Genomic DNA, 19,893 nt, shown 5'->3' on the forward strand with positions numbered 1-19,893 from the left:
ACGGTTGCTGTCCCCATGAGCCAGAGATCCTGCCTGTCCATCATCCTCGCTGCCGGCGAAGGCACGCGCATGAAGAGTGCCGTGCCGAAAGTGCTGCACACAATCGCCGGCCTGCCAATGGTTGCCCATGTCGTCAAGGCGGCCGAAGCCGCCGGCAGCGGCGATCTGGCGCTGGTGATCGGCCATGGCGCCGATGACATGCGCAAGGCCGCACTCAAGTTTGCGCCCAAGGCCGAAGCTTTCGTCCAGGAGAAACGTCTTGGCACCGCGCACGCCGTGCTTGCCGCGCGCGCAGCAATATCAAAGGGGTATGACGACATCCTGGTGATGTTTGGCGACACGCCGTTGATCGATCCGGAAGCGCTCGCGGCGGCGCGGCTGAAGCTGGCCGAAGGTGCGGCCGTCGTCGTGGTCGGCTTCCGTACGGAAAATCCTTCGGGCTACGGCCGGCTTATCGAAAAGGCCGGCAAGCTCGTGGCCATCCGCGAGGAGAAGGACTGCTCGGACGAGGAGAAGAAAATCACCTTCTGCAATGGCGGGCTGATGGCGGTCGCCGGCAGGCACGCGCTGAAGCTGCTCGATCAAGTCGGCAGCAAGAACGCCAAGGGTGAGTATTATCTCACCGACATCGTCGAGATCGCCGCTGCGCAGGGACTTGATGTCGTAGCCACCGAAGCCAGTTTCGAGAATGCGCTCGGCATCAACAACCGTGCCGAGCTTGCCCAGGCGGAAGGTATCTGGCAGGCGCGTCGACGGCAGGAAGCGATGCTTTCCGGGGTGACACTGGTTGCGCCCGAAACCGTGTTCTTCTCGCACGACACCGAGATCGGCGCCGACACGATTGTCGAGCCCAATGTTTGGTTCGGCCCAGGCGTGAAAATCGCGACGGGCGCCAAGATCCATGCCTTCAGCCATATCGAAGGCGCCACCATCGCGTCGAATTGCGATGTCGGGCCGTTCGCGCGGCTGCGGCCCGGGGCCGATCTGAGAAACAAAGCCAAGGTCGGCAATTTCTGCGAGGTGAAGCAGGCGATCGTCGAGGAGGGCGCGAAGGTCAACCATCTGACCTATATCGGCGATGCCCGCATCGGCGCAGGCGCCAATATTGGCGCCGGCACCATCACGTGCAATTATGACGGTTATTCGAAATTCTTCACCGATATCGGCGAGGGTGCCTTCATCGGCTCGAACTCCTCGCTGGTGGCACCGGTGTCGATCGGCAAGGACGGCTACATCGCCTCAGGCAGCGTCATCACCGAAAGCGTACCCGACGATGCGCTGGCCTTCGGCCGCGCCCGTCAGCGGACTCTACCCGGCAAGGGCAAGGAGTTGCGCGAACGGTTTGCTTCGGCCGCGGCGGCCCGCAAAAAAGGGTAGGCGCGACGAGCGGGATCATGTCTTTGACTGATTTCTGGAGCCGTTGGGCCGAGATAGGATACAGAAGCGGAGAAACTGAGCAATTGCAGTAACCGGATTGCAAGTGCGCCCTGTCATGGTGCATCTGTGCAGGATAGTCCGGCTGATACGGGACGAAATGGAATGTGATTTTTCGCGACGGCCCGGCAGTCTCTAAATGGCGCCGGGTTTGAGGTCGGAATCGGGGGCAGGCGCGATGTGCGGTATCGTTGGAATTGTCGGTAACTCGCCGGTCGCGCCGCTTATCGTCGATGCGTTGAAAAGGCTCGAATATCGCGGCTATGACTCGGCCGGCGTCGCCACGATCGAGCACGGCAGGCTTGACCGCCGCCGCGCCGAGGGCAAGCTGGTCAATCTCGAGCGCCGGCTGAAGGACGAACCGCTCGACGGCATGATCGGCATCGGCCACACGCGCTGGGCCACGCATGGCGTTCCGAACGAGAGCAATGCGCATCCGCATTTTTCCGACGGCGTCGCCATCGTCCATAACGGCATCATCGAGAATTTCGCCGAATTGCGCGACGAGCTGATGCGCGACGGCTACAGCTTCGCCTCACAGACCGATACCGAAGTCGTCGCGCATCTGGTGGCGCGCGAACTGGCCAGGGGGCTGAAGCCGGTCGAGGCGGCGCATAAGGCGCTGAAGCGGCTGGAAGGCGCCTTTGCGCTCGCCATCATGTTCAAGGGCGACGAGGATTTGATCGTCGGCGCGCGCAATGGCCCGCCGCTCGCCGTCGGTCATGGCGACGGCCAGATGTTCCTCGGCTCCGACGCCATCGCGCTTGCCCCGTTCACCAATTCGATCACCTATCTGGAAGACGGCGACTGGGCGGTAGTGCGCCGCAACGAGGTCGATATTTTCGACATGGGCGGCAACAAGGTCGACCGCAAACGCCAACAGTCGCTCAGCACGAGCTTCATGGTCGACAAAGGCAACCGCCGCCATTTCATGGAAAAGGAAATCCATGAGCAGCCGGAAGTGATCTCGCACACGCTGGCGCATTATGTCGATTTCGTCGGTGGCGCCTCGAAGCCGCTCGCTCTGCCGTTCGATTTCGCCAAGATCGACCGGCTGGCGATTTCGGCCTGCGGCACCGCCTATCTCGCCGGGCTGATCAGCAAATACTGGTTCGAGCGCTATGCGCGGCTGCCGGTCGACATCGATGTCGCTTCGGAGTTCCGCTACCGCGAGATGCCGCTGTCGAAGAACGATGCCGCTTTCTTCATCTCGCAATCGGGTGAGACCGCCGACACGCTGGCATCGCTGCGCTACTGCCGCAAGGCTGGCATGAAGATCGGCGCGGTCGTCAATGTGCGCGAATCGACCATGGCGCGCGAATCCGACGTCATCCTGCCGACATTGGCCGGCCCGGAGATCGGCGTCGCCTCGACCAAGGCGTTCACCTGCCAACTTTCCGTGCTGGCCTCGCTGGCGGTGCGGGCCGGCGTGGCGCGCGGAACGATTTCGCATGAGCACGAGAAAACGCTGATACGCGAGCTGTCGGAAGCGCCGCGTTATGCCAACCAGGTGCTAAAGCTCGACGGGCAGATCGAAAAGATCGCGCGCGACCTCTCGCACTACAAGAATGTGCTTTATCTCGGCCGCGACACCAATTTTCCGCTGGCCATGGAAGGTGCGCTGAAGCTCAAGGAGATCTCCTATATCCATGCCGAAGGATATGCTGCCGGCGAGTTGAAACACGGCCCGATCGCGCTGATCGACGAGAACATGCCCGTCATCGTCATCGCCCCGCATGACCGCATCTTCGAAAAGACAGTGTCGAACATGCAGGAGGTGGCCGCGCGCGGCGGCAAGATTATCCTGATCACTGACGGCAAGGGCGCGGCGCACGCTACGGTGAAGACGATGGAGACGATCGTTTTGCCGGACGTGCCGGAAATCATCTCGCCGATCATCTACGCGCTGCCGATCCAGATGCTCGCCTACTTCACCGCCGTTTTCATGGGTACGGACGTCGACCAGCCTCGCAACCTGGCGAAATCGGTAACGGTGGAATAGGTCTCGTTTAAAAACTTCGCCATTCCAAAGCGCCTTCCGGTTCAGTAGTGTCGCGCTGCAAACACACGCTGCGGTGAACCATGTCGGATGCTCTCAAGACCTCAGGCATGACCCGGCTGAGAAACTATTTCCTGACCGGCTTCGTCGTTTGCGCGCCGCTCGCGATTACCGCCTACATTGCCTGGTCGCTTATCGGCTGGGTCGATTCCTGGGTCAAACCCTACATTCCGGTACGCTACAATCCGGACACCTACCTGCCGTTTCCAGTGCCGGGTTTTGGGCTGATCGTTGCCCTGATCCTCATCACTTTCATCGGCTTTATGACCGCCAATATCGTTGGCCGCGCCATCGTCAACTTCGGCGAGCGCCTGCTTGGTCGCATGCCGCTGGTGCGCGGCATCTACCGTTCGCTGAAGCAGATTTTCGAGACCGTGCTGTCGAACAAGGGCGACATGTTCCGCCAGGTCGGGTTGGTCGAATATCCGCGCAAAGGGGTCTGGTCGCTTGTCTTCGTCGCCAGCGAGAAGGAAACCGAGATCAACCAGAAGCTCGACCGGGAAGGCGATCCGCTGATTGCCGTGTTCATGCCGTGTACGCCCAACCCGACGACAGGCTTTCTGATGTATGTGCCGAAATCCGACATCGTATTGCTCGACATGACGATCGAGGACGGAGCCAAGCTGATCGTGTCGGCCGGCCTGGTGGCGCCAGCTGTCAAAATGATGACGGTGAACGGCGAGCAGATCCACGGCGCGCTTGCCAATCCTCCGCTCGACACGATGCCTCAGCCGGCACGCAGGAGCCGCACGGCCTCGTCGCGGCCGAACAGATAGAGCAACAGGCGCAGCGCCGTGCCGCGTTCAGACTGCAGTTCCGGATCGCGCGACAGGATCAGCCGCGCATCGTCGCGAGCGGCCTCAAGCAGGTCGGCATGCACCTCGATGCGCGCCACCTGGAAGCCCGGCGTGCCGGACTGGCGGGTGCCGAGCAACTCGCCTTCGCCGCGCAGCTTCAGATCCTCTTCGGCGATACGGAAACCGTCCTCGGTCTCGCGCATCACCGACAAACGGCGTTTTGCCGTCTCGCCAAGCGGGTCCTTGTAGAGCAGCACGCAGGATGAAGGCTTGTCGCCACGCCCGACCCGGCCGCGCAATTGGTGCAACTGGGCGAGGCCAAAGCGCTCGGCATGCTCGATGACCATGATCGTCGCATCAGGCACATCGACGCCGACCTCGATGACCGTGGTGGCGATCAGGATACGGGTGTCGCCCTGTTTAAAGGCGCGCATCGCCTCGTCCTTGTCGGTGTCTTTCATGCGGCCGTGCACCAGGCCGATGCGGTCGCCGAACAGCGGCTTCAGCGAGGCAAAACGGTCCTCGGCCGACATCAGTTTGATCTCCTCGGATTCCTCGACCAACGGACAGATCCAGTAGATTTTCTGGTCATCGGCGACAGCGTCGAGCATGCGTCCGATCAGTTCGTCGAGCCGTTCAAGCGGCAAGGTGACGGTGCGGATCGGCTGGCGGCCGGCCGGCTTTTCCGTCAGCTTCGACACATCCATGTCGCCGAATGCAGTCAGCACCAGCGTTCGCGGTATCGGCGTTGCTGTCATTACGAGCATGTCGGGCGCATCGCCCTTGGCGGTAATGGCAAGGCGCTGGTGGACGCCGAAACGGTGCTGCTCGTCGACGACGGCGAACACGAGGTCACGGAACGTCACTGTCTCCTGGAACAGCGCATGGGTGCCGACGACGATGTCGATGTCGCCATTGGCCAGCCCGGTCAGCGTGTCGGCGCGCTCGCGGCCCTTTTCGCGGCCGGTGAGGATGGCGACGCGCAGGCCGGCCCGTTCCGCCAACGGCGCAATAGTTGCCAGATGCTGGCGCGCCAGGATTTCGGTCGGCGCCATCAATGCCGCCTGGCCGCCGGCCTCGACGGCACGCGCCATGGCAAGCAGCGCGACCACCGTCTTGCCGGAGCCGACATCGCCCTGCAAAAGGCGCAGCATGCGTTCGGGGTCACCGAGATCGGCGTTGATTTCGGCAAGCGCCATTTCCTGCGACATGGTCAGCGAATAGGGGAGTGCCACGCGCAGTTGTTCGACTATGCGGCCGTCGCCGACGAGTGGCCGGCCCGATAATCGGCGGACCTTGGCCCGCACCAGCGCCAGCGATACCTGGCTGGCCAGGAACTCGTCATAGGCAAGGCGCCGCCATGCCGCGCCGTCGACAGAGACGTCGATCGGGTCGGCAGGATGGTGGATGCGGTTGAGCGCATCGCCGAAAGCGGGAAAGGCGTGGCGGCGCCAGAACTCGCCGTCCTGCCACTCGGGCAGCACCGGCAGGCGGCCCAGCGCCTGGCCGATGGCCCGACGCAGCACCTTGGCCGAGAGCCCGGCGGTCAGCGGATAGACCGGCTCGACCAACGGCAGGTTTTCCGCGTCGCCGGCAAGTGCGATATGGTCGGGGTGAACCATGGTCGGGCGGCCGTTGAACCATTCCATGCGGCCTGAGACGACGACATGCTCGCCTACGGGCATTGCTTTTTCGAGATAGGCGGCATGGGCATGGAAGAAAGTCAGCGCGATCTCGCCAGTGTCGTCATGGGCGTAGACCCGGTACGGGACCGACCTGTTGCCGCGTGGGGGCGGCTGGTGGCGGTCGATGCGTACGTCGAGTGTGACAATGGCGCCCTCGGCCGAACCAGCGATGCCCGGCCGGTTGCGGCGGTCGATGACAGTATGCGGCAGCACGAACAAGAGGTCCCCGGCGCGCGCGGTCCGGTCGCCGAGGTCGGCCGTCACGACTTTCTCGATCAGCGCACCAACCTTCGGCCCGACGCCGGCAAGCGATGTGATCGGGACAAACAAAGGGTCGAGGAGGGAGGGACGCATGATGTCAGCTTATGTTGCGCCGGCCGTAGCGCAAGGCTGACACCGACTTCTATCCACGCTATATGCGCCGCCTGGGCAAGGATGTTGCACGATGACCGGAACGAAACGATCCAGCGAGGGCCTCGATGCCCGCCGCCGCAAGCTTCTGTTTCGTTCGTGGCACCGCGGCATGCGTGAGATGGACCTTATACTCGGCAGCTTCGCCGATGCCGAGATCGGCGCCTTGACCGGCGACGAAATCGACCAATATGAGAGGCTCCTCGACATTCCCGACACCGAATTCCTGCCCATCGTCACCGGCGAGCGCCCGATCCCGGCGACTATCGATTGTGCCGTCCTGCAAAAAATCCTGGCCTCGCGCCGGCCCCTGACCTTCTGAACAACGTGTAGCCATGAGCCTTATTCCTACGATCGGTCTGCCGAAAGGCCGCGCCGGCCAGTTCATTGTCGATGGCGTCGCCGACGGCTACGAAGCCTTTGCGCTGGTGCAGGCTGCGCGCGAGATCGCACCGGACAAGCCGGTGCTGTTCGTGGCCCGCGACGGCCAGCGCCTGCCGGCGATCGTCGAGGCGCTTGCCTTTGCCGCGCCGGGCCTGCCGGTGCTGGAACTGCCGGCTTGGGATTGCCTGCCTTACGACCGTGTCTCGCCCGGCGCCGATGCCGCCGCAAGGCGGCTCGATGCACTGGCTGCAATGATTGCGCTGGTGAAGAAGCCGCACCGCGCCGTCGTCCTCACCACCGCGAATGCGCTGTTGCAACGCATTCCGCCGGCTGAACTCGTCGAGGCGCAGACCTTCCACGCCAAACCGGGCAACCAGATAGACATGAACGTGCTGGTGTCGCGGCTGGAGAATTCCGGCTTCGAGCGAGTGCCGACGGTGCGCGGTATCGGCGAATTCGCGGTGCGCGGCGGCATTCTCGATCTCTTCGCGCCCGGCTGGACTGAGGCGCTGCGCCTCGATTTCTTCGGCGATACGCTGGAATCGATCCGCGTCTTCGATACCGCAACACAGCGCACCACCGGCCAGCGCAAGTCGATGGCGCTACAGGCGATGAGCGAGGTGGCGCTGACGCCAGAGACGATCAGCCGCTTCCGCCGCGCCTACATCGAAGCCTTTGGCGCGCCCTCGCGCGACGATGGGCTCTATGCGGCGGTCAGCGAGGGCAGGCGGTTTGCCGGCATGGAGCACTGGCTGCCGTTCTTCTATGAGCGGCTGGAAACCGTGTTCGATTACCTGCCGGATGCGCCCGTGGTGTTTGATCATCTGGCGCATGAGGCACTGGCCGAGCGCCATGCGCTGATCCTCGATCATTATGAGGCGCGCAAAAAACAGGCCGACGGCGCCTTGAAGGATGCCGTGCCCTACAAGCCGGTGTCGCCGGATTTGCTTTATCTGTCGCCCGAGAACCTGATTGCTTCGCTTGGCCCGCGCGAAGCGATAGACTTCACGTCCTTCGATGCGCCCGATGCCGGTGCGAAAAAGGTGTTCCATGCCGGTGCGCGCCATGGTCGCAGCTTCGTCGAGGAGCGCGCCGACCCTCACGCCAACGTCTTCGACGTCGTCGTAAAACACATTTCCGACGAGCGCGCTGTAGGCCGCCGTGTCATCGTCGCCGGCTGGACTGAAGGTTCGCTCGACCGGCTCGGCCAAATCCTGGCCGAGCATCATCTTGGCAATCTGAGGCCGGTGGCGACGCTTGCCGAAGCCGAAAAGCTTGAGCCAGGGCAAGCGGGACTGGCCGTGCTGCCGCTCGAATCCGGCTTCGAGACGGAGAAACTGATCGTCGTCGCCGAGCAGGACATTCTCGGCGACCGACTGATCCGGCGCTCGAAGCGCAAGAAGCGCGCGTCCGACTTCATCGCAGAGGCTTCGGCATTGTCCTCAGGCGATATCGTCGTCCATGCCGACCATGGCATTGGCCGCTTCATCGGGCTGCGCACCATCGAGGCGCTCGGTGCGCCGCACGATTGCCTCGAAATCCACTATGCCGGCGACGATCGGCTGTTCTTGCCGGTGGAAAACATCGAGTTGCTGTCGCGCTATGGCTCGGATTCGGCCGAGGCGACACTCGACAAGCTTGGCGGCGGCGCCTGGCAATCGCGCAAGGCACGGCTGAAGAAACGCCTGCTCGACATGGCCGGGCAGCTGATCCGCATCGCCGCCGAGCGACAAATGCGGGCCGCACCGGCGCTGCTGCCGGCGGAAGGCCTCTATGGCGAGTTTGCAGCGCGTTTCCCCTATGAGGAAACCGACGACCAGCAAACGGCGATCGATTCGGTCAGGGATGATCTGGGCGCAGGAAAGCCGATGGACCGGCTGATCTGCGGCGATGTCGGCTTCGGGAAGACCGAAGTCGCGCTTCGTGCTGCCTTCATCGCGGCGATGGAAGGCTTTCAGGTCGCGGTGGTGGTGCCGACGACATTGTTGTCGCGCCAGCATTTCAAGACCTTCTCGCAGCGCTTCTCCGGCCTGCCGATCCGCGTCGCCCAGGCCTCGCGGCTAGTCGGCGCCAAGGAACTGGCCGAGGCCAAGAAGGGCGTCGCCGAAGGCCAAGTCGACATTGTCATCGGCACGCACGCACTGCTCGGCTCCTCGATCTCGTTCAAGAATCTCGGCCTGCTGATCATCGACGAGGAGCAGCATTTCGGCGTCAAGCACAAGGAGCGGCTGAAGGATCTCAAGACCGACGTCCACGTTCTGACGCTGTCTGCGACGCCGATCCCGCGAACGCTGCAGCTTGCCTTGACCGGGGTGCGTGAGCTGTCGCTGATCGCCACGCCGCCGGTCGATCGCATGGCCGTGCGTACCTTCATCTCCCCCTTCGATCCGCTGGTCATCCGCGAGACGCTGCTGCGCGAGCGCTACCGTGGCGGCCATTCTTTCTATGTCGTACCGCGCATCAGTGATCTCGCGGAAATCCATGATTTCCTGCGCGAATCCGTGCCTGAGCTGAAAGTGGCCGTGGCCCATGGCCAGATGCCGCCCGGCGAACTCGACGACATCATGAACGCCTTCTATGACGGCCAGTACGATGTGCTTTTGTCGACCACAATCGTCGAATCCGGCCTCGATATACCGACCGCCAATACGCTGATCGTACACCGCGCCGATATGTTCGGCCTGTCTCAGCTCTATCAGCTGCGCGGGCGCGTCGGCCGTTCTAAGGTGCGCGCCTACGCGCTGTTCACGCTGCCCGCCAACCGCAAGCTCACGGATACAGCCGAGCGCCGGCTGAAAGTGCTGCAGTCGCTCGATACGCTAGGCGCCGGTTTCCAGCTGGCCAGCCACGACCTCGACATTCGCGGCGCCGGCAATCTGCTTGGCGAAGAGCAGTCGGGCCACATCAAGGAGGTCGGCTTCGAGCTCTACCAGCAGATGCTGGAGGAGGCAGTGGCCGAAGTGAAGGATTCCGGCGAGGTGCAGGACGGCGGCTGGTCGCCGCAGATCGCCGTCGGCACAGCGGTGATGATCCCGGAAAGCTATGTCCCGGATCTGCAGCTCAGGTTGGCGCTCTATCGCCGCCTTGGCGATCTCGAAAACACTGAAGAGATCGACGCTTTTGGCGCGGAGCTTATCGACCGTTTCGGGCCGCTGCCGGAAGAGGTGAAGCATTTATTGAAGATCGTCTTCATCAAGGCACTTTGCCGCAAGGCCAATGTCGAAAAACTCGATGCCGGACCGAAAGGCGTCGTCATCCATTTCCGCAAGCGCGAATTCCCCAATCCGGTCGGGCTGGTCAAGCTCATCGGCGAACAGGGTTCGCTGGCCAAGATCCGGCCGGACCAGAGCGTCGTCTTCAGCCGCGACTGGCCGACGCCCGAAAAGCGGCTGGCAGGCTCAGCGGTTGTCATGACGCAGCTGGCACGGCTGGTGGAGAAGGCGGCGGCGTAGCAGGTATCGCTGGTGCTCTGGACCATGACGGCGCTGGTACTTTCGCCCTGCCGTGCCATTCGCCAGCGCTGAGATTCCGGTCTAGAATAGGAAATCGGCTTCGTGTATGCAGCCGCGACCCCATATGGGGCGGATTGGCGGGCGATGGCGTCCGCGTGAAAAGAGCGTTAGGTGCTTCGATGACGAAATGGTCGCCGAATTCGTGGAGAGCTAAGCCGATCCAGCAGGTTCCTGCCTATCCGGACCTTGCCGCGCTGAGGAACACGGAAGCCCAGCTCGCCACCTTTCCGCCGCTGGTTTTTGCAGGTGAGGCACGCAAGCTGAAGAAGCAGCTTGCAGCCGTCGCTGCCGGTGACGCATTCCTTTTGCAAGGTGGCGATTGCGCCGAGAGCTTCGCCGAACATGGCGCGGACAATATCCGCGACTTCTTCCGCGTCTTCCTGCAGATGTCGGTGGTACTGACCTTCGCTGGCGCTCAACCGGTGGTGAAGGTCGGCCGTGTCGCCGGCCAGTTCGCCAAGCCGCGCTCGTCCGACAATGAGACCAAGGGCGGTGTGACGCTGCCCAGCTATCGCGGCGACATCATCAACGGCATCGAGTTCGATGCCAAGTCGCGCATTCCCGATCCTGCAAGACAGGAGATGGCGTACCGCCAATCGGCGGCGACGCTCAACCTTTTGCGCGCCTTCGCCCAGGGCGGCTACGCCAGCCTGGAGAACGTGCATCAATGGATGCTCGGGTTCGTCTCCGACAGCCCGCAGGGCGAGAAATACGAGTCGCTCGCCAACCGCATCACCGAGACGATGGACTTCATGAAGGCCGTCGGCATCACCTCGGAGACCAATTATGCGCTGCGCGAGACCGATTTCTATACCAGCCATGAGGCGCTGTTGCTCGGTTACGAAGAGGCGCTGACCCGTGTCGATTCGACCTCGGGCGACTGGTACGCCACCTCTGGCCACATGATCTGGATCGGCGATCGCACGCGCCAACCCGACCATGCGCATGTCGAATATTGCCGCGGCATCAAGAACCCGCTGGGGCTGAAATGCGGGCCGTCGCTGACGCCGGACGGCCTGTTGCAGCTCATCGATCTGCTCAATCCGGAGAACGAGCCCGGCCGGCTGACGCTGATCGCTCGTTTCGGCTCCGATAAGGTTGCCGACCATCTGCCGAGGCTGGTGCGAGCGGTGCAGAAGGAAGGCCGCAGTGTGGTGTGGTCTTCCGATCCGATGCATGGCAATACGATCGAGGCCGCCGGCTACAAGACACGGCCGTTCGACCGCATCCTGAAGGAGGTGCAGACGTTCTTCGAGGTGCACCGCGCCGAAGGCACGCATCCCGGCGGCATACACATCGAGATGACAGGCAAGAACGTCACCGAATGCACCGGTGGTGCCCGCGCCATCACGGCCGAAGAATTGCAGGATCGCTACCACACCCATTGCGATCCGCGGCTCAACGCCGACCAGGCGATCGAGTTGGCGTTCCTGGTGTCCGATCTGCTAAAGAAGAGCCATCCGGTCCAGCACAAGCAGGCCGTCAACGGCTGATTAGAACGTATTCGATCATCGAGGTGGTCAGCGAAACGCGTCCGGCCGGTGTCGCATTTGCTCGTGCCTGACGCACGCAAAACTGGAATCCTGCGAAGCGACGGCAATTGCATCGGGAGGCCGATATGGCTGACAGTCACACCGGATCATGCTTGTGCGGGGCAGTGCGGTTCCAGACACGAGGACCGCTGCGCGGTGTTATCTACTGCCATTGCTCGCAGTGCCGGAAGCAGAGCGGGCATTTTTATGCTGCAACCAATGTTGCCGACCCCGACATCACAATCACGGGCGCGGACAGCATCACCTGGTACGAGGCATCTTCGTTTGCCAGACGCGGTTTCTGCAAGACATGCGGCTCGCTGCTGTTCTGGAAGCCGACGGATGATGGCTATGTTTCAGTCTTGGCCGGGCTGTTCGACGCGCCAACCGGACTTCAAGGGGAATGTCACATCTTCGTCGGCGACAAGGGCGACTATTACGCGGTCGACGACGGGCTGCCGCAGTTCGAGAAGTCAACGCCGTCGATCAAGGTGGCAGGCGACTGATTTTTGAAGAGGTCGCCTTATTCCCTTGGTCCAGCCATTGCGCTAATCCCCTGCCGGTGATTCCGAAGGGTTTTGGCATGCAGCGGCTGATCGACGCTTTTTACAACTCGGTGCGGGCGTTTCGCAAACTGGCCGCCAGCGAGGAGGCCTTCCAGCTGGAGCTGACGCTGCTTGTGCTTGCCTTGCCGCTCGGCTGGTTCCTTTCGGAATCGTGGCGCGGCTATGCGCTGCTGATCGGCGCGGTGCTGCTCATGATCATGATCGAGGTGCTGAATACCGGCATCGAGGCGGCATGCGACGCGTTCAGCCGTGAATTCAACATCGATATCCAACTGGCCAAGGATTGCGGTTCGCTGGCGGTGCTTATTTCGGTGGTAATCGCTGCAGGCGTCTGGGGCGTCGCCATCGTCGAGCGGATCCTCGGGGTGCCGATCTGACGTTTCAGACACTACATGCCGTCACTGCATTTCTCGTTTTGACCACGATCTCTTCCGAAAAACCGGTACCACTTTTCGGGATCATGGTCTGAGGGAACCGACATGACCGATACCGCCGGATTTCTGCTGCTCGAACGTGAGGGCCTGCCGGACGATCTGCGCTGGCTGGCCGAAAAATATCCGCGCGAGATCTGGCAGGCGCATGCCAACATCCACGGCGTGGCCAATATGTGGCTGCAGCGGCACGATATGTTCCGCGAGCTTGGCGGCATGCTCACCAATGGTATCGGCGATTATCGAGAAGGTAGGCTGAACGCGCCGGAATTCGCCCGTTGGTTCGCGCCGCGCCTCAACCATTTCCTCGGCAATCTCGACGGCCATCACAATGTCGAGGACCATCATTATTTCCCGGTCTTCGCCAGGGCCGAGACCCGTCTGAAGCGCGGCTTCGAGATTCTCGATGCCGATCACCACACAATCCATAAGGGACTGGAGCGCAATGCCGAGGCGGCAAATGCCTTCATCCGCACGCTTCAGGAGAGCGAGGTCAAGCAGCGCTTCGCCGCCGACACCTATCCCGACGAGAACAGCCGGCTGATCGCCATGCTGACCAGGCATCTTGCCGACGAGGAAGACCTGATCATCCCGCTGATCCTGGAAAAGGGCGACCGTGCGCTCGGCATAGATTGACGATCAGCTTCCCTTGCGAAGCTCCTTCTTGGCGAGGAAGTGCGACGCCAGCCAGCCGAGGATAGCCACAACGAGGCCGATTGCCAGAGCGATCAGCAGCCGCTCGTGGCGGGCTAGCGCCTGGCCGACGATGCGCTCGGCACCCAGCCCGAACACATAACCGACCGTGCAGAACAGCGCCGCCCAGACCACCGATGAGATGGCGTTGAGGATGGCGAAACGCGCCGCGGCGATGCCGGACAGCCCCGCCGCGATACCACCGACCAGGCGCAGGCCATAGATGTAGCGGTTCGACAGCACGAAGATGTTGGGATGAGAGGTGACGAGACGATAGGCGTGGCTGAAGCCCGGCCGGGCACGGAGCCTGATCACGAATTTATGGTCGGCGAAGCTCCGCCCCAAGATGAAGAAGAACGTGTCGCCACCGAAGGCGCCAAGCGCTGCCGCGAGGAAAGCCTGCCACAGGACGAAAACATGCTGATGCGCGAAGAAACCGCCAAGGATGGCGGCGCTTTCGCCCTCGGCCACGCAGCCCAGGAAAACCGCGACCAACCCATATTGCTCAATGAGACGATGGATGGCTTCCGTCATGAAGACGTTCGCTGCTTCGACAGAATGTGGTCGATGCGCTTCACCTGCTCGGCCAGCCGGGCGATCTCGTCTCGCATGCCGATGATCTGGCTGTGGCGCAGTTCGTCGAGCTTTTCGTGTAACGCCATGATCTCGATCTCGGCCTTGAGATTAACCTATAGTCGTGGGCGGCGTCGATTCGATCGCGCTCGGTCTGGCGGTTCTGCGCCATCATGATCACTGGCGCCTGCAGGGCGGCAACCATGGAAAGCACGAGATTGAGGAAGATGAATGGATAGGGATCGAAGGCCGCGCTCGACAAGAGCCAGACATTGCCTGCCGTCCACAGGATCAGGAAGCCAATGAATGCCAGGATGAAGGACCACGAGCCGCCGATCCGGGCGATGGTGTCGGCCAGGCGATCTCCAAACGTCTGGTGAAAGGCGACGGCCTTGTTGGTGTCCTTGGAGATCGTGGTGCGCTCGAGCGTAGATTGCAGTACCCGGCTTTCGAGCGCGCTGAGGCCGTCCGGCTTTCGCTTCAGCCAGCGGCTTGCCAGGTCCTCGATCGTTTTGTTCATCGTCGCCTCCGTCGTCAGCGATGAGGTAGAAGCTGCCGGTTCATACGGGAAGTGGTAGATTGACGCGATGGGATCAGGAAACAATGGTGGATTTTCAGAAAATTCGCGCCCGTGCAGCAAAACGCAAAGGCGGTGAGGCAGCCCTTACGTCGCTGCTGGGTCCAATGCCTGACAATGCCGCGGTGGCAAAGATTGCGGATGACCGGATCCTGTCGACCATGGCTGAGCGGGTCTTTGCCGCCGGCTTCGTCTGGCGCGTCATCGAGCAGAAATGGCCGGGTTTCGAGGAAGCATTTCTTGGCTTCGAGCCGAAGCGGCTGCTGTTCCAGCCTGACGATTTCTGGCACGATCTCACCGCCGACAAGCGCATCGTGCGCAATCCGCAGAAGATCAAATCCGTACGCGACAACGCGGCCTTCGTCGAGCGTGTGTCGAAGGAGCACGGCAGCTTCGGCAAGTTCCTGGCCGATTGGCCGGCGGATGACCAGGTCGGGTTGATGGCCTATCTCGGCAAGCACGGCAGCCGGCTCGGCGGCAATACCGGTCAGTATTTTCTGCGCTGGCTGGAGTGGGACGCTTTTGTTGTCTCGGCCGATATGGCGGCCGCACTGCGCGATGCCGGATTCGACATTGCGGAGAGCCCGACGTCGAAGAGGGATTTGGGCAGGATCCAGGCGCAGATCAACGCCTGGGCGGCGGAAACCGGGCTGCCGCACCGACACATTTCACGCATTCTGGCAATGTCGATCGGCGAGAACCATCCGCCGGAAGCCTTGCGCGAATATATGGGCGAATAGGATCGATTGTTTGGTCCAAACGAACGCCATTGCCCGACGAATTTTGCCGCGCTAAACCCACGGGCATGACAGACAGGACCGCTCCAGACATATTGCGCATCGCCGTCGCCCAGCTCAATCCGACGGTCGGCGACGTCGCCGGCAATCTCGCCAAGGCGCGCGAGGCGAGGGCGGATGCCGCCCGCCAAGGCGCCGACCTCGTGCTGTTCACCGAGCTTTTCCTTGCCGGCTATCCGCCTGAGGATCTGGTGCTGAAGCCGGCATTCCTGAAGGCGTGCGAGCGGGCGGCGGAGGATTTCGCCGGCGATACCGCCGACGGCGGCCCGGGCTTCATCATCGGCACGCCGTTGAAGCGCAAGACCGGCACGCACAATTCGATCATCTTTGCTGATGGCGGCAAAATCCTTGCCGAACGCTACAAGCTCGATCTGCCGAATTATGGTGAGTTCGACGAGAAGCGCGTCTTCCAGGCCGGCCCCGAGATCCAGGGGCCGGTCAATTTCCGCGGCGTGCGCGTGGGAGTGCCGATCTGCGAAGACATCTGGGGCGAAGTTGCCGTCTGCGAGACGCTGGCCGAAAGCGGCGCCGAAATCCTGCTGGTGCCGAACGGCTCGCCCTACTATCGCGGCAAGGTCGATGTCCGCCACCAGATCGTCATCCGCCAGGTCATCGAATGCGGACTGCCGATCATCTATGCCAACCAGCTTGGCGGCCAGGACGAACTGGTCTTCGACGGCGCATCGTTTGCCATCGGTTCTGACAAGACGCTGGCCTTCCAGATGAGCCAGTTCGAGGAGACGGTCAACGTCACCACCTGGAAGCGAAAGAATGACATCTGGGGCTGCTCTGACGGACCGATGTCGAAAATCCCTGAAAAGGAGGAGGCCGACTATCGCGCCTGCATGTTGGGCTTGCGCGACTACGTCAACAAGAACGGCTTCAAGAATGTCGTGCTTGGCCTTTCCGGCGGCATCGATTCGGCGATCTGCGCGGCACTTGCCGTCGATGCGCTGGGCGAGGAGCGGCTGCGCGCCGTGATGATGCCTTACCGCTACACTTCGAAGGACTCGCTCAAGGACGCCGAGGACTGCGCCCGCGCGCTCGGCTGCCGCTACGATATCGTGCCGATCTTCGAGCCGGTCGAGGGCTTCCTGCACACACTGACGCAGCTTTTCGAGGGCACCAAGGAAGGCATCACCGAGGAAAACCTGCAGAGCCGGGCCCGTGGCACCATCCTGATGGCGATTTCCAACAAGTTCGGCTCGATGGTGGTCACTACCGGCAACAAGAGCGAGATGTCGGTCGGCTACGCCACGCTCTATGGCGACATGAATGGCGGCTTCAACCCGATAAAGGACCTCTACAAGATGCAGGTCTATGCGTTATCGCGCTGGCGCAACGCGCATGTGCCGCCGGGCGCGCTAGGCCCGTCCGGCGAGGTGATCCCGAATAATATCATCGACAAGGCGCCCTCGGCGGAACTGCGAGAGAACCAGACCGACCAGGATTCGCTGCCGCCCTATCCGGTGCTCGATGACATATTGGAGTGCCTGGTCGAGAACGAGATGGGCGTCGACGAGATCGTTGCACGCGGCCATGACCGGGCGACGGTGACGCGCGTCGAGCACCTGCTTTATGTCGCCGAATACAAGCGCCGGCAGGCGGCGCCCGGCGTGAAGATCACCAGGAAGAATTTTGGCCGCGACCGCCGCTATCCCATTACCAACCGGTTCAGGGATGGCGGGTAGGCGATTGGCTGCATAACGGTTTAGCCATGGCCAACTTTGAGATCAGCTTTGACATGTCGCAGATCGACTTCCGGGCGACGTCCGACATCTTGAAGGAGAGCTATTGGGGCAGCGGCCGCAGCGATGAACTGCACCGCCGCGCCTTTGCCAATTCACTGTGCGTCGGCGCCTATGTCGGCGGCAATCAGGTCGGCTTTGGTCGGGCGATCACCGACCGTACGGTATTTGCCTATCTCGCCGACATCATTGTCTGGCCCGGGTATCGCGGGCAAGGCATCGGAACCCGGCTTGTCCAGGCGCTTATCGATCATCCCGATTGCAAGACTGTCACGCATTGGAGCCTGTCGACCAACGACGCCCATGCGGTTTACGAGAAGCTCGGCTTCAGGCCTTCCACCGACGGCCGCTATATGCGCCTCGACCGTATGCCGGCAATTTGAACAGACGCGGCGTACAACCGGCCGTTGTTGCAAAATCGTCTCACTGCTTGGACCAGATGCGCTTTGGGCTATCTACTGACTTGGCGCGGCGTTGAGGCGTCTCTATAAACGCCTCTCCGCGATTCCCCTTCAGGAGGAACCGAATGCCAGGATTTGAGATCGTTATGCGAGGCCGCGAAGCCTAGGTCTTGGTCAGTGCGCCGCGACATAGCCTCGCGGCAAGGCTGAACCCAAGGCAGGTATTTTGCCGCTGCCGGTCGCCGCCCTCTACAGGGCCGCCAAATACGCCAAACCTCCGCATCTCCGGGCGCCAAACGGCGCCAACGCGGTTTTTCAATTTCTACTTTCGTGGGATCGGGCTCGTTTGTGCCCGAATGACATCATGGCTCGTTTTCGAATAGATTTGCGCGCGGGCGCCTTTCGCAGCGTTCTTGGCTTCACGCTCAGCCATTGGCGGCGTCAGCCGTGGCGGCTTGCCGGCATTATGGGCACGTTCCTGCTGTCGACCTTGGCCGACGTGCTGACGCCGCTCTATTCCGGCCGGCTGGTGGATGCCGTCGCCAGCAGTGCTGCGGCCGACGATGTTGCGTGGAACGCGGCGATGGCGGCCTTTTCGATGCTGGTTGCCCTGGCGCTCACCGGTGTCGTGCTGCGCAATCTCGCCTTCATGGCCATTGTCGAGCTGACGTTGAAGATGATGGCGGATATCGCCGCCGACGCCTTCCACCGCGTACAGCGCTTCTCCACCAATTGGCACGCCAACAGCTTCGCCGGATCGACGGTGCGCAAGATAACGCGCGGCATGTGGGCGCTCGACCTGCTCAACGACACGATCCTGATCGCGCTGCTGCCATCGGTCGTCATGCTCGTCGGCTCGACGCTGCTGCTTGGCTGGTTCTGGCCGCTGATGGGTGCTGTCGTCGCCACCGGTTCGGTTCTGTTCATCGCGGTGACGACGATGCTGTCGCTTGGCTATGTCGCGCCTGCGGCAAGGCTTGCCAATGCGTGGGATACACGGCTTGGCGGCTCGCTGGCCGATGCGGTGAGCTGCAACGCCGTGGTCAAGGGTTTTGGCGCCGAGGAACGCGAGGAGACGCGGCTTGCCGAGGTCGTCGCCAAATGGCGCGGTCGCACGCGCCGCACCTGGATGCGCGGCACCGTCAACGGCACCACGCAAGGAACGATGCTGCTGCTTTTGAGGGCAGCTGTCATCGGCTTCTCCCTGCTTTTGTGGTCGTGGGGGCAGGCGAGCGCCGGCGATGTCGCCTTCGTGCTGACCTCATTCTTCGTGCTGCAAGGCTATCTGCGCGACATCGGCACGCATATCCGCAATCTGCAGCGCTCGATCAACGACATGGAGGAACTGGTCGACTTCCAGTCCGAACCACTCGGCATCGAGGATCGGCCCGGAGCCAAACCGATCCGGATCACCGATGGCCGTATCACCTTCGACAATGTAACGTTCCATTATGGCAGCCACCGCCTGCCGCTCTATCGCGACTTTTCGGTGGATATCGCGCCGGGCGAACGGGTTGGGTTGGTTGGCCATTCGGGCTCCGGCAAGACGACATTCGTCAAGCTGATCCAGCGCCTCTACGACGTGACTGCGGGCAATATCCTGATCGACGGCCAGGATATTGCCAAGGTGGCGCAGGCGTCGCTGCGCGCACAGATCGCAATCGTCCAGCAGGAGCCGATCCTGTTTCACCGGTCGCTGGCCGAAAACATCGCCTATGCCCGGCCGGCCGCCACGCAGGCCGAGATCGAGCAGGCGGCGCGGTTGGCCAGCGCGCATGACTTCATCGCCAATTTGCCGAAAGGCTATGGCACGCTGGTCGGCGAGCGCGGCGTAAAGCTGTCGGGCGGCGAGCGTCAGCGTGTTGCAATCGCACGCGCCTTCCTTGCCGATTCGCGCATTCTCATCCTGGATGAGGCAACGTCGAGCCTCGATTCGGAATCGGAGGTGCTGATCCAGCAGGCGATGGAGCGCTTGATGGTCGGCCGCACGACGCTGGTAATTGCCCACCGGCTGTCGACGGTGCGGGCGCTGGACAGGCTTTTGGTGTTCGATCGCGGCCGCATCGTCGAAGAGGGCTCGCATGACCAGCTGATCCGGCTGCAAGGCGGCATCTACCGCCGGCTGTTCGAACGCCAGGCGCTTGAACTGACCAAAGGCCTGGTGATCTGACGGTTGCGGGGGGGGGGGGGGGGGGGGGGGGATGGGGGGGGGGGGGGGGGGTGGTGGTTGGGGGGGGTTTTTTTTTGGTGGGCGGGGGGGGGGGGGGGGGGGGGGGGGGGGGCGCGCAAAGCC

At 62.4% G+C, this 19,893-nt stretch carries 15 protein-coding genes and 1 pseudogene; 13 read left to right on the plus strand and 3 right to left on the minus strand.

The window, feature by feature from the left end:
* Positions 1–15: 15 nt before the first annotated feature.
* The 3 genes from glmU (at position 16) to NKH17_RS29180 (ending at position 4,269) form a co-directional block, all read left to right on the plus strand.
* Positions 16–1,377 (plus strand): bifunctional UDP-N-acetylglucosamine diphosphorylase/glucosamine-1-phosphate N-acetyltransferase GlmU, encoded by a 1,362-nt coding sequence (glmU, locus tag NKH17_RS29170; RefSeq protein ID WP_352901363.1) that lies wholly within the window; start codon positions 16–18, stop codon positions 1,375–1,377.
* 235 nt (positions 1,378–1,612) lie between these two features.
* Entirely contained in the window at positions 1,613–3,436 is a 1,824-nt protein-coding gene (glmS, locus tag NKH17_RS29175; RefSeq protein WP_254820154.1) for a glutamine--fructose-6-phosphate transaminase (isomerizing), read from the plus strand.
* Positions 3,437–3,516: 80 nt separating this feature from the next.
* Positions 3,517–4,269: a DUF502 domain-containing protein gene (locus tag NKH17_RS29180; RefSeq protein WP_352901366.1), complete on the plus strand. Its 753-nt coding sequence runs from the start codon at positions 3,517–3,519 to the stop codon at positions 4,267–4,269.
* Here the strand turns inward: NKH17_RS29180 and recG are convergent.
* Positions 4,221–6,329 carry an ATP-dependent DNA helicase RecG gene (recG, locus tag NKH17_RS29185; RefSeq protein WP_352901369.1) on the minus strand — a complete coding sequence of 703 codons (2,109 nt, stop codon included), beginning with the start codon at positions 6,327–6,329 and terminating at the stop codon, positions 4,221–4,223. The genes NKH17_RS29180 and recG overlap by 49 nt on opposite strands.
* A 91-nt stretch (positions 6,330–6,420) precedes the next feature.
* Here recG and NKH17_RS29190 point away from each other — a divergent pair, with 91 nt between their 5' ends.
* From NKH17_RS29190 to NKH17_RS29215, 6 genes are all read left to right on the plus strand, one after another.
* The gene (locus NKH17_RS29190) at positions 6,421–6,708 is read left to right on the plus strand and encodes an FAD assembly factor SdhE (protein WP_254820156.1); all 288 of its coding nucleotides are present in this window, start codon (positions 6,421–6,423) and stop codon (positions 6,706–6,708) included.
* A gap of 13 nt (positions 6,709–6,721) precedes the next feature.
* On the plus strand, positions 6,722–10,222 hold the full coding sequence (gene mfd / locus NKH17_RS29195; RefSeq protein ID WP_352901372.1) for a transcription-repair coupling factor: 3,501 nt from the start codon (positions 6,722–6,724) through the stop codon (positions 10,220–10,222).
* A gap of 179 nt (positions 10,223–10,401) precedes the next feature.
* Positions 10,402–11,775, plus strand: a complete 1,374-nt coding sequence (locus NKH17_RS29200) for a class II 3-deoxy-7-phosphoheptulonate synthase (RefSeq protein ID WP_352508814.1) — start codon at positions 10,402–10,404, stop codon at positions 11,773–11,775.
* A 125-nt stretch (positions 11,776–11,900) separates the two neighbouring features.
* Positions 11,901–12,320 (plus strand): GFA family protein, encoded by a 420-nt coding sequence (locus tag NKH17_RS29205; RefSeq protein WP_352479013.1) that lies wholly within the window; start codon positions 11,901–11,903, stop codon positions 12,318–12,320.
* 77 nt (positions 12,321–12,397) lie between these two features.
* On the plus strand, positions 12,398–12,757 hold the full coding sequence (locus NKH17_RS29210; RefSeq protein ID WP_254820160.1) for a diacylglycerol kinase: 360 nt from the start codon (positions 12,398–12,400) through the stop codon (positions 12,755–12,757).
* Positions 12,758–12,859: 102 nt separating this feature from the next.
* A complete protein-coding gene (locus NKH17_RS29215; RefSeq protein WP_352901376.1) occupies positions 12,860–13,447 on the plus strand; it encodes a hemerythrin domain-containing protein in 588 nt (195 codons plus the stop codon).
* 3 nt (positions 13,448–13,450) lie between these two features.
* Here the strand turns inward: NKH17_RS29215 and NKH17_RS29220 are convergent, their stop codons facing one another.
* Both NKH17_RS29220 and NKH17_RS29225 read right to left on the minus strand, forming a co-directional pair.
* Positions 13,451–14,038, minus strand: a complete 588-nt coding sequence (locus NKH17_RS29220; RefSeq protein ID WP_352636793.1) for a DedA family protein — start codon at positions 14,036–14,038, stop codon at positions 13,451–13,453.
* Positions 14,035–14,597 (minus strand): annotated as a pseudogene (locus NKH17_RS29225) (DUF1003 domain-containing protein). The gene NKH17_RS29220 and the pseudogene NKH17_RS29225 overlap by 4 nt, the downstream one beginning before the upstream one ends.
* Before the next feature lie 83 nt (positions 14,598–14,680).
* Here NKH17_RS29225 and NKH17_RS29230 point away from each other — a divergent pair.
* The 4 genes from NKH17_RS29230 to NKH17_RS29245 all read left to right on the plus strand — a co-directional run bounded on the left by NKH17_RS29230 (position 14,681) and on the right by NKH17_RS29245 (position 19,770).
* Positions 14,681–15,394 (plus strand): DNA-3-methyladenine glycosylase I, encoded by a 714-nt coding sequence (locus NKH17_RS29230; RefSeq protein WP_352806917.1) that lies wholly within the window; start codon positions 14,681–14,683, stop codon positions 15,392–15,394.
* A 65-nt stretch (positions 15,395–15,459) separates the two neighbouring features.
* Positions 15,460–17,142 (plus strand): NAD+ synthase, encoded by a 1,683-nt coding sequence (locus NKH17_RS29235; protein WP_352901380.1) that lies wholly within the window; start codon positions 15,460–15,462, stop codon positions 17,140–17,142.
* Positions 17,143–17,168: 26 nt separating this feature from the next.
* Entirely contained in the window at positions 17,169–17,582 is a 414-nt protein-coding gene (locus tag NKH17_RS29240; protein WP_352897983.1) for a GNAT family N-acetyltransferase, read from the plus strand.
* A 382-nt stretch (positions 17,583–17,964) separates the two neighbouring features.
* Positions 17,965–19,770: an ABC transporter ATP-binding protein gene (locus NKH17_RS29245; RefSeq protein WP_352901383.1), complete on the plus strand. Its 1,806-nt coding sequence runs from the start codon at positions 17,965–17,967 to the stop codon at positions 19,768–19,770.
* The last annotated feature ends 123 nt before the right edge of the window (positions 19,771–19,893 follow it).

The organism is Mesorhizobium sp. M1334 (assembly GCF_040317995.1).
Lineage (GTDB): Bacteria > Pseudomonadota > Alphaproteobacteria > Rhizobiales > Rhizobiaceae > Mesorhizobium.